Source organism: Frondihabitans sp. VKM Ac-2883, assembly GCF_015350875.1.
Taxonomy (GTDB): domain Bacteria; phylum Actinomycetota; class Actinomycetes; order Actinomycetales; family Microbacteriaceae; genus Frondihabitans.
Genome location: NZ_JADKSF010000005.1, coordinates 242,500 through 258,223, shown reverse-complemented (window position 1 = coordinate 258,223; position 15,724 = coordinate 242,500). Strand labels below are relative to the sequence as shown.

Annotated in this window: 12 protein-coding genes; 4 read left to right on the top strand and 8 right to left on the bottom strand. The window is 69.0% G+C overall.

The window, feature by feature from the left end:
- Positions 1–308 precede the first annotated feature (308 nt).
- The 4 genes from ITJ49_RS11575 to ITJ49_RS11560 form a co-directional block, all read right to left on the bottom strand.
- Positions 309–1,829, bottom strand: a complete 1,521-nt coding sequence (locus ITJ49_RS11575; RefSeq protein ID WP_194605392.1) for an aspartate ammonia-lyase — start codon at positions 1,827–1,829, stop codon at positions 309–311.
- Positions 1,830–2,040: 211 nt separating this feature from the next.
- Positions 2,041–4,812 (bottom strand): ABC transporter permease, encoded by a 2,772-nt coding sequence (locus ITJ49_RS11570; protein ID WP_194605389.1) that lies wholly within the window; start codon positions 4,810–4,812, stop codon positions 2,041–2,043.
- Positions 4,809–5,531 carry an ABC transporter ATP-binding protein gene (locus ITJ49_RS11565; protein ID WP_123942496.1) on the bottom strand — a complete coding sequence of 241 codons (723 nt, stop codon included), beginning with the start codon at positions 5,529–5,531 and terminating at the stop codon, positions 4,809–4,811. Before ITJ49_RS11565 ends, ITJ49_RS11570 begins: the two co-directional genes overlap by 4 nt.
- A complete protein-coding gene (locus ITJ49_RS11560) occupies positions 5,531–6,145 on the bottom strand; it encodes a PadR family transcriptional regulator (RefSeq protein WP_194605386.1) in 615 nt (204 codons plus the stop codon). Before ITJ49_RS11560 ends, ITJ49_RS11565 begins: the two co-directional genes overlap by 1 nt.
- Positions 6,146–6,531: 386 nt before the next feature.
- Between ITJ49_RS11560 and ITJ49_RS11555 the strand changes: the two genes are divergently transcribed.
- Positions 6,532–7,467, top strand: coding sequence for a phospholipase (locus ITJ49_RS11555; protein WP_228514384.1), 936 nt, complete (start codon positions 6,532–6,534; stop codon positions 7,465–7,467).
- A gap of 68 nt (positions 7,468–7,535) precedes the next feature.
- Here the strand turns inward: ITJ49_RS11555 and ITJ49_RS11550 are convergent, their stop codons facing one another.
- Positions 7,536–8,474 (bottom strand): diacylglycerol kinase family protein, encoded by a 939-nt coding sequence (locus ITJ49_RS11550; protein WP_194605383.1) that lies wholly within the window; start codon positions 8,472–8,474, stop codon positions 7,536–7,538.
- A gap of 60 nt (positions 8,475–8,534) precedes the next feature.
- Here ITJ49_RS11550 and ITJ49_RS11545 point away from each other — a divergent pair, with 60 nt between their 5' ends.
- Complete coding sequence (locus tag ITJ49_RS11545; RefSeq protein WP_194605380.1) at positions 8,535–9,257, top strand: hypothetical protein; 723 nt, start codon at positions 8,535–8,537, stop codon at positions 9,255–9,257.
- 10 nt (positions 9,258–9,267) lie between these two features.
- Here ITJ49_RS11545 and ITJ49_RS11540 read toward each other — a convergent pair whose 3' ends face one another.
- The 3 genes from ITJ49_RS11540 to ITJ49_RS11530 all read right to left on the bottom strand — a co-directional run bounded on the left by ITJ49_RS11540 (position 9,268) and on the right by ITJ49_RS11530 (position 12,330).
- Positions 9,268–9,480, bottom strand: a complete 213-nt coding sequence (locus ITJ49_RS11540) for a hypothetical protein (RefSeq protein ID WP_055962610.1) — start codon at positions 9,478–9,480, stop codon at positions 9,268–9,270.
- Positions 9,477–10,727, bottom strand: a complete 1,251-nt coding sequence (locus ITJ49_RS11535) for an inorganic phosphate transporter (RefSeq protein ID WP_194605377.1) — start codon at positions 10,725–10,727, stop codon at positions 9,477–9,479. Before ITJ49_RS11535 ends, ITJ49_RS11540 begins: the two co-directional genes overlap by 4 nt.
- Before the next feature lie 82 nt (positions 10,728–10,809).
- Entirely contained in the window at positions 10,810–12,330 is a 1,521-nt protein-coding gene (locus ITJ49_RS11530; protein WP_194605559.1) for a carboxylesterase/lipase family protein, read from the bottom strand.
- A 108-nt stretch (positions 12,331–12,438) separates the two neighbouring features.
- Between ITJ49_RS11530 and ITJ49_RS11525 the strand changes: the two genes are divergently transcribed.
- Complete coding sequence (locus tag ITJ49_RS11525; protein ID WP_194605373.1) at positions 12,439–14,247, top strand: sodium:proton antiporter; 1,809 nt, start codon at positions 12,439–12,441, stop codon at positions 14,245–14,247.
- 108 nt (positions 14,248–14,355) lie between these two features.
- Positions 14,356–15,720, top strand: a complete 1,365-nt coding sequence (locus tag ITJ49_RS11520) for an ABC transporter permease (RefSeq protein ID WP_194605370.1) — start codon at positions 14,356–14,358, stop codon at positions 15,718–15,720.
- Positions 15,721–15,724: the final 4 nt, after the last annotated feature.

Sequence of the window (15,724 nt, the reverse complement as noted above, 5' to 3'; positions counted from 1 at the left end):
GTAAGCGATGGCCCACTGCGGGTGTGTCGAGCAGCGCGCGGCCGGATCCTTCGATTTCGCCGCCGCGCGCCTGGTAGGGGCGCAGCGCCGGACGACCGAGGCTCGCACGAGGTCCGGTGCAGGGCCCGTGCCGGGCGCCAAAAGGATCAGCCCGGTAGGGGCGCAGCGCCGGACGACCGAGGCTTGCACGAGGTCCGGTGCAGGGCCCGTGCCGGGCGCCAAAAGGATCAGCCCGGTAGGGGCGCAGCACCGGACGACCGAGGCTTGCACGAGGTCCGGTGCCGTGCCCCTACCGGGCGCCAAAAGGATCAGCCGGCGGTCTCGTCGGCGTGAGCCGCATCGAGCGACGCCAGGTGCTTCGTGATCTGCTCGGCGGTGACGACCGGGATCGACGACGTGATCGCCTCGAGGCCCGACAGGCGCGCGGGCGACAGGACGTGCTCGACCTGCTCGGCCGTCATCAGCCCGGCGGCGACCACGAGGGTCGCGATCGGCGTCTCGGTGGCGAGCGCCGTGTGCGCGATCGACGCCGCAGCCGCGTAGCCGATGTACGGGGTGAGGGCCGTGACGACGCCGATGTTGGTCTCGACCTGCTGGGCCAGCCGCGACGTGTTGGCCTGGATCCCGTCGATGCAGTTGACGCGCAGGGTGCGGCAGGCCCGAGAGAGCCACGAGACGCTCTGCAGGATCGAGTTGGCGATGACGGGCTCGAACGCGTTGAGCTGTAGTTGACCGGCCTCGGCAGCCATCGTGACCGTCACGTCGGCGCCCGCGACCGCGAAGGCCACCTGGTTGACGACCTCGGGGATCACGGGGTTGACCTTGCCGGGCATGATCGAGGATCCGGCCTGACGTGGTGGGAGCGTGATCTCTCCGAGGCCGGCCTGAGGCCCGGACGACAGCAGCCGCAGGTCGTTGCAGATCTTCGACAGCTTGATCGCGCTCCGCTTGAGCGCTCCCGACACGGTCATGTAGACGCCCGCGTCGCTGGTGGCCTCGATGAGGTCGGGGGCGGTCACCATCTCGATGCCCGTCAGCTCGGAGAGGTGGCGACGAACCGCCTCGGCGTACTTCGGGTCGGCGGTGATGCCGGTGCCGATCGCCGTCGCGCCGAGGTTGATCTCGGCGAGAAGCGGCAGGGTGTCGCGGAGGCGCTCCTGGTCTTCGCCGAGGGTGTGCGCGAAGCCGGTGAACTCCTGGCCGAGGGTCATTGGAACGGCGTCTTGCAGCTGCGTGCGGCCAACCTTCAGCACGTTGCGGAACTCGGTGCCCTTGGCCGCGAAGGCGTCGGCCGTCCGGCCCAGCTCGTCGACGAACGGGCCCAGGGCAAGGATCATCGCGAGCTTGATCGCGGTCGGGTAGGTGTCGTTGGTCGACTGGCTGCGGTTGACGTCGTCGATCGGGTGCAGGTATTCGTACTCGCCGCGCGCGTGTCCCAGGATCTCTAGGGCACGGTTTGCGATAACCTCGTTGCTGTTCATGTTGGTGCTGGTGCCCGCACCGCCCTGCATGACACCGACGCGGAACTCGTCGTGCAGCGCTCCCCCGCGGATCTCATCGCAGGCCTGCTCGATGGCGCGGGCTTTGGCGGGGTCGAGCACGCCGATTTCAACGTTGGCGCGGGCCGCCGCCTGCTTGACGACCGCGAGCGCCACAACCAGCTCCGGGTACACCGAGATCGGCCGATTCGCGACCGGGAAATTCTCGACCGCACGCAGCGTGTGGATGCCCCAGTAGGCATCGGTCGGCACGTCGCGCGAGCCGAGCGAGTCGGTCTCACGTCGCGTGGTGGGCTCGCTGGTGGCTACTCGGACGTCGTCGTCGGTCATGCGTCAAGCCTAGCTTTCGCGTCGGTATCGTCGAGGGATGACCTGACGAGAGTCGGGCCCGGCCGCCACTTTGAGAGCGATCCGGCAGAGCACACCACGTGCGGCAGTAACTGGTGTGACTGCGAAGCAGGATCGCTCTCGAATTGGCGGGGCGGGGCGGCCAGGATCGAGGACTGCCGCGGCGGTGGGCCGGATCCTTACGCCGTCCGGCTCAGGCCGCGGGCAGCCGCCGAGACGGTCCGAGCTGGCGCGTACGCCGCGTCAGGGCCCACGAGCCGGCGGCGATCAGCAGCGGCATGGCGATCGCGGTCAGCGCGAGTTGCAGCCACGGCGGCGAGAATGGGATGTAGCCGCTGGTCACGCCCTCGGCACGCAGGCTGAGCGCGAAGGCGGGCACCAGTCCGAGCCCCGCACCGATCAGGGCACCGAGGCCCGCGATGATGATCGCCTGCCAGAAGCCGAAGCCACGGCGGAGGGCCGGACCGGCTCCGATCGATGCCAGGATCTCGTCGTCGCGCCGAGAATCTGCTCGCGCCAGCGAGAGGGCAACGCCGGACGAGACGAGCGCGATGATGGTCGTCAGCGCAACGAGTGCCCACGACCAGGTCGCCGCGTAGAGGTCGGGGCCGCGTTCGATGTTCCACCCGAAATCGCTGTCGACGAGCATCAGCGATGCGGAGAAGGCGTCCGTCTGGGCGGCGGTCGGCGGGGTGGCGAGCTGCGCCATGACCGAGGTCGGCTCGAAAGGCACGCCGAGCTTCTTCGCCGTCGCCGGGCTCATGAAGGTGCCAAAGGCGAAGTCATGGTCGGGCTGCTGGATGGTGGCAGCCACGCTCACGGACCGGATGGGTTTCTGCGGTTGGCCGTCCGCGCCAGTCGCCGCCGGCACGGTGTCGATGATGACCTTGCCGTCTGAGACATACTGCGGGTAGAGCGACACGACGCCACCCGATGCCAGCGTGGCCTTCGACCTAGCCGAGACCTTCTCACCGAGGATGAGCGCCAGGTCGGCCGATGAGCCGACCACGATCGAATTCTCGGTGCTGTCTGCGGAGAGGAAGTAGGGGCGGCCCGCGGGCATCGCGTGCCGCGGCACCGCGTAACTCGAAACGGCTGTCTCGCCCAGCGAGCCGAAGGAGGGTGTACTGAAGATGACTCGCGCCCGTGCTCCCGGGAACGACCGGTCGATCGCGTCCGCTACGCCGTCCGGCGAGCTGAACGTCGAGGTTCCGTCTTCGGAGGTCTTCATCAGTCCCACCGACAGGCTGTTCTCGGGCCCCTGCCAGTAGTGACCACGGATCGACAGCGCCTGCCCGCCCGACAGCAGGCACATCGCGAACACGGCGACGAAGACCGTGCTCATGATGGCGGCGAGCGCCGGGACCGTCCGGCTCGGGTTGCGGGAGGCGTCGCGCGAGCCGATCCTCGCGGCGGTCCCGACCCGTGCGAGGAACGTCGTCACCCAGCGCAGGATCAGCGGCGTGATCATGAGCGCGCCGACTTGCATGACGACGGGACCGATCACCAGCAGGACGATGCCGGCCGTCATCATGTGGTCGTTTTGCTGCGCGACCTGGTTGGTGCCGATGACGACGAGCCCGCCCATCAGGGCGATCACGGAGCCGCCAGCGAGCACGAAGAGCCCGATCAGGGGGCGCCGGAGCGTGACCTTGGGCGGGCGACGAGCGCCTCGGAGAGCCGCGACGACGTCGACCTTCGAGGCGGCCCGAGCCGGAACGGCCGCGGCGAGCCAGCCCGAGACGGTCGACGCGAGCACGATGAGCACCAGCACGAGCGGATCGACGTGAAACCCCGGGTAGCTTGCCTGAACACCCTGGCTGATCAGAGGGATGCCGATCGCGGCCGCCGCGATTCCGAGGGCGACGCCGACGACACCGCCGAGGAACCCAAGCAGGATGCCCTCGATCGACATGACGGCGAAGACCGTCCGCCTCTCGGCGCCCACGCTCGACAGAATGGCAAATTCGCGCTGACGAGCTCGAGCGCCGACCGCGAAGGCGGCTCCGGCCAGAAGGCAGACCTCGAACAGTCCGAACGCGCCGAGCAGGGCGATGAAGACGATCGTGATGAAGTTGCCACCGCTGCCGCTGTCGAGCAGTCGCGGTGCCACCGACGACGGTGGCGGATCGAGGATGATGCTCCGCGACAGGGCGGTGGCCCCCTGGGCGTTGAGCTTTCTGATCTGCGACCACGACAGATCGACATCGGGAAGATAGAACGTGGTCTGGGTCAGAGCCTTTCGACCGCTGATGCCGTCGAAGAGGCCGGGAGTTCCGTAAAGCTGGACCCCGTCGGTGCCGAGCTGGGCATCGCGCAGGGTGCCGACGACCGTGTACGCGCCTTTGACCGGCCCAGCGACGGTCGCCGTGCCGCCGAGCGAGATCCCCAGCCGGTCGAGGGTCGCCGGGCTGACCATGATCTCGTTCTTCGCGGTCGGACGCCGACCGTCGACGAGGTCGTACCGACCGGCGAGCGAAGGATCCCACGCCTCGCCCTGGATGGCGGGGAGCGATGCGAGCCCGGTCTTCGTCTCGACGATAGCGTCGGCGTACCGGGTCGAGACGGTGCGCGTGCCGGCCGGCAAGATCTGACTCGGCGTCAGGAGGTCGGAATCGCTGGATTCGGCTGATCCGGCCGAGCCATCCGACGTATCGGCGGTGCTCCCGGTGACCTGATTGTCCACGGGATCCTGGGTGAGCTGGGGATCGGGAGCGGAGACGATCGACATGCTGGTGCCCGCCTGGCCGAGCTTCAGCCGGACCGTCTCGGCGGGCGTGGCCGCGCGACTCGCCTCGACCGTGTCGATCGCCGTCAGCCCGAGAATCGGGATCGCAATGAGAAGCATCACCAGGATGCTGCGCCCGGGTGTGCGCAGGAGCATGCGGCGCGCCATCCGGGAGGCGGGGCCGAGGCCCCCGCGGCTCGACTCGGTGAGAGCCGCCCCGGTGGCTGTGTCGCTCATCGCCCGACCCCGTCGAGCAGAGCCGTGATCGGGGTGGGCTGGGCGTCGTCGACGATCCGTCCGTCGCGGAGGAACACGATTCGATCGGCCCACGCGGCATGACGGGCGTCGTGAGTGACGAGGATGCCGCCCGCACCGGCATCCACGCGGGACCGGAGCATGCGAAGGACCGCCTCGCCGGTCGTCGAGTCGAGGGCGCCGGTCGGTTCGTCGGCGAGCACGAGCGAGCGTCCGCCGACAACGGCGCGGGCGATGGCGACCCGCTGCTGCTGGCCTCCCGAGAGGTCGGAGGGGTACCGATCGGCGCGATCGGCGAGCCCGACGACGGCGAGGGCGTCAAGAGCGGGTCGCTTCGCTCGCCGCAGCGGGAGCCCGTCGAGCTCCAACGGCAGCGAGACGTTCTCGAGCGCGGTCAGCGATGGGATGAGATTGAAATCCTGGAACACGAAACCGAGACTGCGGCGACGGAGCGTGGCGATCTGCCGGGCGCTGAGCTGGCTCAGATAGTGCCCCTCGACCACGACCTCGCCGCTGGTGGGCGTGCGGAGGCCCCCGGCGACCGTGAGGAGGGTGGATTTGCCGGATCCTGACGCCCCCATGACGGCGACGAGCTCGCCGCGCGAGACCGTCAGATCAACTCCCGTGAGCGCCGTCACACTCGTCTCGCCGTGACCGTACTGCACCGAGACGCCGTCGAGCCGGAGCAGTTCGTCGCCCATCACTCGCCCGCCTCCGTCGCGACTCGCGCCGGTCGCCCGCGTCGAACCGGGGTGTCGTCGATCGGCACGGGAACCGCGACACCCGACGCGACGGCCTCGACGAGCCGGGTCTCGGAGTGGTCGAGCCAGCGGATCTCGGCCTCGGCCTGGAAGATCATCGAGTCGGCGACGAGCTGCCACGCCAGGTCTTCGGCGCTCGCCGCCTCACCGCCGGCGCGCTTGGTGCGGGTGAGCTCTTGCAGGGTGCGGAGGGTCGCGGATCGCTGCGTCTGGATCATGCGGATGATGTCGACTCCCGGGATCGTGACGGCGATCGCGAGCTTCATGGCGAGCTCGTCGCGCGCGGCAGCCGTCGGACGCGCGACCGGCGAGGTGAGCCACGCCCCCACCTCCGCTCGGCCGGACGTCGTGATGGCGTAGTAGATGTGCTCGCTGTCGCCGGAGTCGTCACGGGTGATGAGCCCGTCTCGCTCGAGACGGTCGAGGGTCGAGTAGATCTGACCGATGTTGAGGGGCCACGTCGAGCCGGTGCGGCGCTCGAACTCGGACCGCAGCTGATAGCCGTAGCAGGGTCCCTGGTCGAGGATCGCGAGAAAACTCTGACGAATGGACATGGACGGACTCCCCTGGTCGACGGTGATCTGCGCCCACCGGCATCGGCGTGATCAGCTGTGCCGGTAAAGCAGTTCCGAGTATTGCATACCCGGTACTGTCACGCGATGGTCTATGCGCATGCATGGTGGACAGAGGGTTCTTCCAGGCGTTTCGGCGGACTAGCCCAGAATCGGTCCGCATACTCGCCGCTTCGCCCGCGGCCGATCCGATTCGACGCCGGGCGAGTATTCCGTCACCGGATCGCCATCCGTCCGACCCGTGCACCGAGCCGCAGCTCGAGCCGAGAGGGCACGGCCCTGCCGCCCGTCCCCCCGCCGCGCCGCAGAGCCCGACGTCGCCCTGCCTTCGTCGAGATGGCGAGACCCGGTCGAGCCATTGGACCGATTTGCCCGTCAGCACCACACCCCTGCCCGAAACCCGACACTCCCTCGGGGCCAAGCGCCGCCGCGTTCGCCGCATCCGTCTCGCCGGCCTCACCGGATCCGTCGCAACCGCCGCCGTGCTCTGCACCGGCCTCGTCACGGGAGTGGCATCAGGATCCGCCTTCGGCCTCCCGACCGCCGCGGGCACGCCGAGCGCCCTCACCACGGCACTCGACGTCGTCGCTCCCGGTCAGACGGCGACAGCGAAGTCCGACTTCACCGTCACCGACGCATCGGGTGACCGCGTCTCGGTGCACGCGGGGTCGGCCGTGAGCCGTTCCACCGCGAACACCGTCGCAACGATCGCCCTGGCCTCCGGCAAACACGCCGCAGCCGAGGCGAGCGGCAAAGTCAACGCGTCCGAGCTGAAGATGTCGCTCGCGTCGCTCGCCGGTTATCAGAAGCTCGACGCCGACACGGTGCTCGCCCGGGCCGACGCCACGCAGGATGCTGCCGCCGACGTCACGACCGCGACGGAGAAGGTCGAGAAGCGGGCAGCCGCCAAGGCCGCCGCCGCCCGGAAGGCGGCGCAAGCGGCCGCAGCGAAGGCGAAACAGGAGAAGGCCGACGCCGTCCGCCAAGCCGCCGCGAACACCCCGGCCGGGGCGAAAGCAACCGCCCAAGCACTCATGTCGAGCCAGTACGGCTGGGGCTCCGACCAGTTCTCCTGCCTCGTGTCGCTCTGGACCAAGGAGTCGGGATGGAACTACCAGGCGTACAACGCGTCCGGTGCCACCGGGATCCCGCAGGCGCTCCCCGGCAGCAAGATGGCCAGCGTGTCGTCGGACTGGGCGACCAACGCCACCACCCAGGTGATCTGGGGGCTCGGGTACATCTCGGCGTCGTACGGCACGCCGTGTGCTGCCTGGGCTCACTCCCAGTCGGTCAACTGGTACTGATCGTTGAGACCCGCCCGATCGGCCTAAACACCTCGCCTAGGGCGAGCGTTTGGGCCGACCGGGCGGGTTTAGGCCGAATGAGCGGGTTCGGCGGGCGGAGCGAAAACGCGCAGAGCAGCCGGCACGACCTCGATCGTCACCGGCAGAGCACCGATCCGCTCCCCGTCGCCATACGCCACGACGTCACGCGCCGCGATCGACACCCGCCGGGCGCGTGACAGCCGCACCCGAGGGTCGTCGCCGTGCGTGCCTTTCGCGACCCGCGGGAACAAGCGCAAGAACCCGACGCGCGACAGCCGCTCGACGATCAGCACGTCGAGGAGACCGTCGTCGATCACGGCGTCCGGCAAGAGAGTGATGCCGCCCCCGACCGAGCGGGCGTTGCCGACAGAGACGAGTGTGCCGGCGACGCGGGAGGCGACCCCGTCGACGACGACGTCGTACTCGACCTGCCGCAACCGCAGAAGCTCCAGCACGAGCGCGAGGTCGTACCGTGCCCGGCCGCGGGGGCGTCGGATCCTATTGGCGCGCTCGTTGACGAAGGCGTCGAAGCCGGCCGACACTCCCCCCGCCACCCAGGTGGGCTCGGCGCCGTCGCGCGTCACCCGCAGCAGGTCGACGGGGCGCGGCACCTCGCGAAGCAGCTCGACCAGACTGTCGATCGCGCGGGCGGGGTCGTCGAAGGGGAGCCCGAGCGCCCGAGCCATGTCGTTGCCCGTCCCCGAGGGCACGAGGCCGAGAGGCACGCCGGTCTCGGCGACGAGCCCCACACCGAAGCTGACCATTCCGTCGCCGCCGACCACGATGAGCGCGTCGACCGTCGTGGTCTCGAGCTCGGATCGAACGGCTGTCTCGAGAGCCTCCTGCGACTCGCGCTGGAGCGGGACGACGTCGTGCCCGGCCTTCTCGAGCGCCGCGGTGACGGCGGGGCCGACGGGGCGATGCCTGCCGAACGAGGCCGACGGATTGATCGCGACCAGGATGCGAAGGCGCGGCGACGTCGGCATAGACCGATCATGGCAGAACCCCGGCGGCTCGGTTCGGCCCTCCGGCGGTACGATCACGCCATGACCGCCGAGCAGGAAGGCTCCGCCGAGGATCCCGACCGCCGCCGGCTGGCCCTCACCGAACTCGCGTTCGCCCCGGGCGCGGACCCGCGGGTCGCCGCCGAGGCCGCCGCGGCCCTGCGCGAATTCGACGCCGAGCAGCGACGGCAGCGCGAGGCCGCCTCACCGTCACCCGCGAACACGGCAGACCCGACTCCCCCGGCACCCGACGCACCGGAGGAGGCCGAGCCGGCTCGACCGAAGCACCGTGCGTGGTTCGTGACCGGGGTCGCGCTCGCCGCAGCGATCGCCCTCGCCGCGACGGTCCACGGCGTGACCGACGCGAATCAGGAGAGTGTCGAGACGAAGCCGTCCCCGTCGGATCCTTCGCCGACCTCGCCCTTGCCGTCGGTGCTGTCGAGGGCGCTCGACCGCGCCGAGGTGCCGACCGATGCTCTGCCCGTGGCGATACGAGGCGAGGTCGATCTGGGGTCAAGCCGCGTGATCTACGACGAGGATCCCTCGTTGTCGGCCACCGCAGACCGCTGGCGGCTCTGGGTCGGGTACGGCGTCGACTCGGCCCAGGTGTGCTTCGTGGCGACCTACGACAACGTCGGCGACGCCGTCTCGTGCGTGCCGAAGCAGCGGGCCCTGGTCGATCGAGTGGTGCTGGTCTCGACGCTGCCGGGGCGACGGTTCGAGATGCTCGCGAACGGTGGCGCGATCGCCGTGCAGGTCGACTGACCCCGAGCGGTCAGCTCGCGTGCAGCGCCGGAACGATCAGGTAGATGCCGAACAGCACACCGAGCGCGCACACGGTGAAGCAGGCGTACGCACCGACGACCGCGGCACGGGGCCGCCCGTCGACGGCCAGCAGTCGCAGCCCGGACGCATAGATCGTCACCAGCGCACCCGCCGACACCAGCGAGACGAGGGCCACCAGCAGAAATGCTCCCCAGTTGATCATCGGACTTCCTCCTCGGCACCCAGTTCGAACAGCGACGACTCGTCGCTCATACGGCGGCGCTCGGCGAGAAGCTCGTCACCGCGCTTCTTGAGCAAGCTGCGGCGCTCGCTCCGCGTCAAGACGGAGTTCATGGCGACGTCGACCTCCAGGGCGTTGGACTGCTCGTGCGGTTTGCGGCGCGAGGCAACGAAGATGCCGACGATGACCCCTGCCCCGAGCACCGCGTCGATGACAAGCCCGACGACGCCGATACGAGCGATGAGCTCGCACGCCGCGCCGACGAGCCCGGCGGCGGGCAGCGTGATGAACCAGGCGATGACGATTTTGCCCGCGGTGCCCCACTGGATCGTCGAGCCGCGACGGCCGAGGCCGGCACCGATGATCGAGCCCGACGACACCTGCGTCGTCGAGAGCGCGAAGCCGAGGTGGCTGGAGGCGAGGACGGTGGCTGCGGTCGATGCCTCGGCCGAGAAGCCCTGGGTCGCCTTTATGTCGGTCAGACCGCCGCCCATGGTCTGGATGATGCGCCAGCCTCCGGTGTAGGTGCCGAGCGCGATGGCCAGAGCGCAGACGAGGATCACCCAGAACGGTGGGTTGGCTCCCGAGCCGAGGAACCCGCCCGCGATCAGAGCCAGGGTAATGACGCCCATCGTCTTCTGGGCGTCGTTGGTGCCGTGAGCCAATGCTACGAGCGACGAGGTGAAGATCTGCCCGACGCGGAACCCGCCGCGCTGGTTCTTGCCGACCGGGCGCCGGGTGATCCGGTACGCGAGGCGGGTGGCGAGGAATCCGACGAGGCCGGCGACGAGAGGCGCGAGCAGCGCCGGGAGGACGACCTTCGACAAAACGACTCCGAAGTCGACCGAGTTGGTGCCGGCGCCGACGAGGGCCGCGCCGATAAGGCCGCCGAAGAGCGCGTGCGACGACGACGACGGCAGACCGCGCAGCCAGGTGATCATGTTCCAGATCACGGCGCCGATGAGGCCGGCGAAGATCATCGTCGGGGTGATCTCGACGCCGCCCGGGCCCTCGCGGATGATACCGCCCGAGATGGTCTTCGCGACCTCGGTCGAGAGGAAGGCACCCACCAGGTTCAACAGGGCGGCCACGGTCACGGCGACCCTGGGCCGCATCGCCCCGGTCGCGATCGGTGTCGCCATGGCATTGGCGGTGTCGTGAAAGCCGTTCGTGAAGTCGAAGAAGACGGCCAGAACGATGACCAGAACGACTATGAGGGTGAGATCCACCGGCCTGACTCTTCCAGTCGGCTGAACGGATTGCAAACGCGCGGTGGACGGCGTGTGAACAACCGCCCGACGGGCGTCGCCGTCAGATATGCGGCACGAAGTCCTGCCACACGCGCCGCCGCTCTCCGCGCGGGTCGAACTCCACCCGGTCGACGCGGTCGATGATTAGCGTCCGCCTGCGGAACGGGTCGTACGACGGCCAGTCGGCGACCCCTCCCGTGACGACGAACTCCAGCCAGCGCCGCCGCATGCGGGCCGCCGTCGCGAGGAACGCCCGCCGACCCCCGAGCAGGCTCATCGCCGCGCCGAAGGCCGAATTCATCCGGCCGAAGAGCGCCCACAGCTCCAGACCGTGGAACGCGTCGACCCCCGCGAGACGCAGGATCCGGGGCGCCGCGTCGAAACGGTAGAAGTACACGCGGGCGAACCGGGCGTGCCTCTCCGCCACCTTCACCGACGGGAACCAGAACGAGAAGTCGCCCCCGAAGTCGAGGGCGGGACGCCGCGCCGGCAGGCCCGGGTACTGCTTGGTGATGGCCTTGCGCGCCTTCTTGGTCGTGTTGGCAAAGATCGCGCGGATCCTGAGCGGTGTCGTCGCCAGGATGTCGCGGCGGCCCGTGAAGACCGAGCCCTCTCGGTCGTTGGTGCCGATGATCAACGGCACCGGGTGCGCACGCCCGGCCTTGAAAGCGTCGAGGGGGCGCTCGGGCAAGAAGTCGCCGTCGATCACGGGCGACAGGAAGATCGAGCCGGGCTGATCGTCGGGAGCCCGGAGGAACAGCTTCGACGTCGCCCGGACGATGTGGTGCGCGCCGGCCTTCTCGAGCAGGGCGACCGCGTCTTCGTGCGAGGTCGACTCGAGGTCGTCATCGCGCACCTCGCGGCTGAGCAGCTCGAGCAACTCGCCCGCCCACTTCTCGGTGACCTCGCGGGGGTAGATGGCGTTGGTCGGCGACGACTGGGCGATGGCTCCGGCGAAGAGCCCCTTCGCGCTCGGCACCGTCATGAGCGTCGTCACCGCGTTGCCGCCCGACGATTCGCCCGAGATCGTCACGCGCTCGGGGTCTCCCCCGAACTCGCGAATGTTGTCGCGAACCCACTCGAGGGCCTTCACCTGGTCGCGGAGGCCGAGGTTGGAGTCGATCGGTCGCTCCTCGGTCGACCAGGCCGTGAGATCCACGTAGCCGAACCCGCCAAGCCGGTAGTTAAACGAGACGTAGACGATTCCGCCCTCGCGCACGAGCTGCTCGCCCTGCCGCGGAAACTCGCGCGACGATCCCACGGCATACGCGCCACCGTGGATGAACACCAGGACGGGCAGGGAGGCGGCCGCCTCGGATCCTTCGGGGGCGATCACATTGATCGACAGGCAGTCTTCGTCTTGCGGGGTCGTCGCGTCGATACCCACGAACCGGTCGCGATCCTGCGGACACGCCGGCCCGAAGTGCCGCGCGTTCCGCACGCCGCGCCAGGGCGCAGGATCCGACGGGGCCCGGTACCGCAGGGCACCCACGGGTGCCGCCGCGTACGGGATACCCCGCCACGCTCTTATTCCGCGCTCGGCCACACCGAGCACCTCGCCTGAGGTCGTCCGCCTTCGCATCACCCCCGCATGCTACGAAACCCGGATGAACCCCGAGCACAGGCGGAGCCTGGGTGCCACCTGGCAGAATGGCACCTCTGCGCTCACTGCACGATGGACGGAACCCACGTGGAACTTCTCGAACTCCTTCTCATCCTCGCGGGGTCTCTGACGATCACGGCGTTCGCGCGCTGGCGCGGTCTGCCCGCTCCCCTGCTCGTGGTTGCCGTCGCACTGCTCGTCTCGTTCATTCCCGGGCTTCCCGATATCGAGATCGACTCCGAGGTGATCTTGACGATCATCCTTCCCCCGCTGCTCTACTCGGCCTCGCTCGACGTGTCGTTCCAGAACTTCCGCCAGAGTCTCGTGCAGATCCGGCGTCTCGGCATCTTCCTCGTCATCGTGACCGCGCTCGTCGTCGGCTGGATCGCCTATGTGCTGATCCCCGACATGACTCTGCCCGCGGCGATCCTCGTGGGGGCCGTCGTCGCTCCGCCCGACGCCGTCTCCGCCGCCTCGATCGGCCGCAAGCTCGGCCTGCCCCGCAAGATGATGGCCGTCATCTCGGGCGAGAGCCTCATCAACGACGCCGCCTCGCTCACCTTGGTCAAGGTGTTCCTTGCCATCGTCGGCGGCGCGGCGCTCACCATCTGGCAAGACCTCGGCATCTTCGGTCTGGCTATCGGCGTCGGCGTCGCGGTCGGTCTCGTGCTCGGCATCGTCGCGCACTACCTCCGCATGCACGTCAAAGACCCGGTGGTCGAGATCGTGATCGGCCTGATCCTGCCGTTCCTCGCCTACATCTCGGCAGAGCAGCTGCAGGGCTCCGGCGTGCTCGCGGTCGTCGCCGCCGGGCTCTACGTGGGTTACAACTCGCCAAAATCGGGCTACGCCTCGCGTCTCCAGGAGCGACCCATCTGGGCGGCGGCCGACGTCACGCTCGAGGGCTTCGTCTTCGCGCTGATCGGACTGCAGCTCAGCACGGTCGTGACCGACGTCACCGAGAGCGGTCGCAGTCTGGGCCAGAGCGTGGGAGTCGCTTTCATCGTGCTCGGGGTGGTGATCGTGGTGAGACCGATCTTCATCTTCGTCACCTACTACTGGTCGCGGGGCATCAAGTTGATCGTGCACGCGCGCTTCCGGCGGTTCCGACGAGCCCGTGTCCGACGCATGATCTGGGGGAGGCGAGATCCGAAGCTGTCGTGGCAACAGCTGCTCGTGCTCTCGTGGACGGGCATGCGCGGCGTGGTGACCCTCGCGGCGGCCGTCTCGATCCCCGTCATCACCGAGAGCCGTGTCGAGGTGCCCGCCCGTGACGTGATGTTCCTCATCGCGTTCGTCGTGACCGTGGGCACACTGCTGTTGCAGGGGCTCACCCTGCCCTGGGTGATCCGCCGACTCGGTGTTCAAGACCTCACGCAGGCCGAACGCGACGTCCAGGCCGAGCTCAAGCTGGTCTCCAACAGCACTCAGGAGGCCGTCGACTACCTCGACACCCGACGTGACGCCTGGGCGAAAGAGTGGGGCGAAGAGTCGATCGACCGGGGCATCACCATCCTGAAGGAGCGCCTGCAGCGGCAGGACGCCGCCTTCCGGCAGGGCCTTCGCGAAGACAGCGACGCCGAATCCGACGAGCAGGATCCCGCGGCCGAGTCGGTCGAGCCCGCTTCGCCCGAGCGCGGGGCCGACATGCGATCCACACCGCACGTCGTGATCCCCGACATCACGCCCGATCCGACGCTGGCCCGGCCCGCCCGCAACAACGCCCGCGCCCTCGCCAGCATTCGGCGGGAGCTGCTGCAGAAACGGCGCGAGGTCGTGCTGCGCGAGCGAGACAACGGCAACCTCGACGAGGAGGTCATGCGCCGAGTGCTGCTCGGACTCGACGCCGAAGAGCTCGCCATGGACACGTCGGCGGTGTCGCGCACGAGGTCGTAGGCGTCGTCCACGAGGTCGACGGCGTCACGCCGGGTCGACTGTGGAGGGCCGCGGCGGGTGTCGGCGGTCAGGGTTATCGTGGTCGAAGGCACTCAGAGAGGCGGATCAGTGGCTAATCGTGCAACGAGCCTGGCGCTTCGCGGCCCGTCGGCCTTTCGACGGTGGTACGGATCCTTGCATCCGTCGCTCCAGTTGATCGGGCTGCAACTGTGGCTTCCGCTCTTCTTCATCGTAATGTTCTGCCTCTGCTACGTAGCCGCCTTTCACGCGCCACACCCGCACGAGGTGCCGGTCGCCCTCGTCGATGCACCGGCCGGGCTTCGGGCCGCCATCGAGAAGGCGCTTCCCGGCGTGCTCGACCTGCAGGCGTACGCGTCAGTCGACAGTGCCCGGCAGGCCGTCCTCCACGGTCATGTCGCCATCGCGTTCGATGGGTCAACCGACACCGTCTATCGCGCCACCGCCCACCAGTACCAGGTCGCCGCGCTGATTCCGGCGACACTCGAGCCGATCTTCGCAGCCCAGGGCATCACCGTCACCTCGACCGATCTCGCGCCACTTCCGGTGTGGGACGAATACGGCACGGTCTCGCTCTACCTCATGCTCTCGTGGTGCATCGGCGGCTACATGGTCGCGATGTTCATCGGCCTCATGGGCGCTCCGCTCCGCCACCGCACTCGCGTCGTCGTCATTCTGAGCGGTGGTGTGCTGATCTCGGCGATCACCAATACGCTCGCGGGGCCCGTCATCGGCGCAGTCCACGGGCACTTCGGCATGCTCTTCCTTATCGGCTGGGGCTGGATCGTCGCGATCGGCCTCGCGGTCAACGGCTTCAGCTACTTCGCGGGCCGGTTCATCGCACTGCCCGCAATGGTCGTGTTCATCTTCTTGTCGATGCCCTCGTCGGGTGCGGCCTACCCGTCGTGGTTCATGCCGCAGCCGTTCGCCTGGCTCAACCACGTGGTCGTCGGCTCCGGCATCACCGAGATGCTCAAGCGCGAGCTCTACGACGTCGGGCCCGGCTTCGGCCGCGGGCTCACGATGATGGCGGCCTATGCCGTCGGCGGCGTCGTCCTGATGATCACCGGAAAGCAATTCTGGGAGCGCCGGCGCATCCACGCCATCCTGACGGGGAGCACCACGATGTTCCAAGACGCCCAGGCGGCGAACCGCGAGTTCTTGATCAGTGAGCGCGACGAGGTGCTGGCCCGCCACGGCCTGTCGCGCAGCGACACCGGCACCATCGCGACCATTCCGGTCGATGAGCGCGCCGACTTCCAGGGCCCCGACGACTTCGATTCCGCTCACGGGTTCGACGATCCCTCGACGTCCGACCCCTTCCTGGGGTCCGTCACGGGGCTCGAGGCCGAGGCGCCCCGCACGCGGCCGGTGCAGGTGCCCGCCGGCGCTCGGCGCGAACCGCCCGCTCCACCCACGGGCGACGGGGGCTCGTCGGGCGGCGGCGTATCCTAAAGCG

What these genes read in the sequence shown, in the direction of transcription:
- ITJ49_RS11560 (WP_194605386.1), bottom strand. Translation starts at nt 6,145, where the DNA reads ATGTCCATTCGTCAGAGTTTTCTCGCGATCCTCGACCAGGGACCCTGC.
- ITJ49_RS11565 (WP_123942496.1), bottom strand. Translation starts at nt 5,531, where the DNA reads ATGGGCGACGAACTGCTCCGGCTCGACGGCGTCTCGGTGCAGTACGGT.
- ITJ49_RS11540 (WP_055962610.1), bottom strand. Translation starts at nt 9,480, where the DNA reads ATGATCAACTGGGGAGCATTTCTGCTGGTGGCCCTCGTCTCGCTGGTG.
- ITJ49_RS11570 (WP_194605389.1), bottom strand. Translation starts at nt 4,812, where the DNA reads ATGAGCGACACAGCCACCGGGGCGGCTCTCACCGAGTCGAGCCGCGGG.
- ITJ49_RS11575 (WP_194605392.1), bottom strand. Translation starts at nt 1,829, where the DNA reads ATGACCGACGACGACGTCCGAGTAGCCACCAGCGAGCCCACCACGCGA.
- ITJ49_RS11550 (WP_194605383.1), bottom strand. Translation starts at nt 8,474, where the DNA reads ATGCCGACGTCGCCGCGCCTTCGCATCCTGGTCGCGATCAATCCGTCG.
- ITJ49_RS11530 (WP_194605559.1), bottom strand. Translation starts at nt 12,330, where the DNA reads ATGCGAAGGCGGACGACCTCAGGCGAGGTGCTCGGTGTGGCCGAGCGC.
- ITJ49_RS11545 (WP_194605380.1), top strand. Translation starts at nt 8,535, where the DNA reads ATGACCGCCGAGCAGGAAGGCTCCGCCGAGGATCCCGACCGCCGCCGG.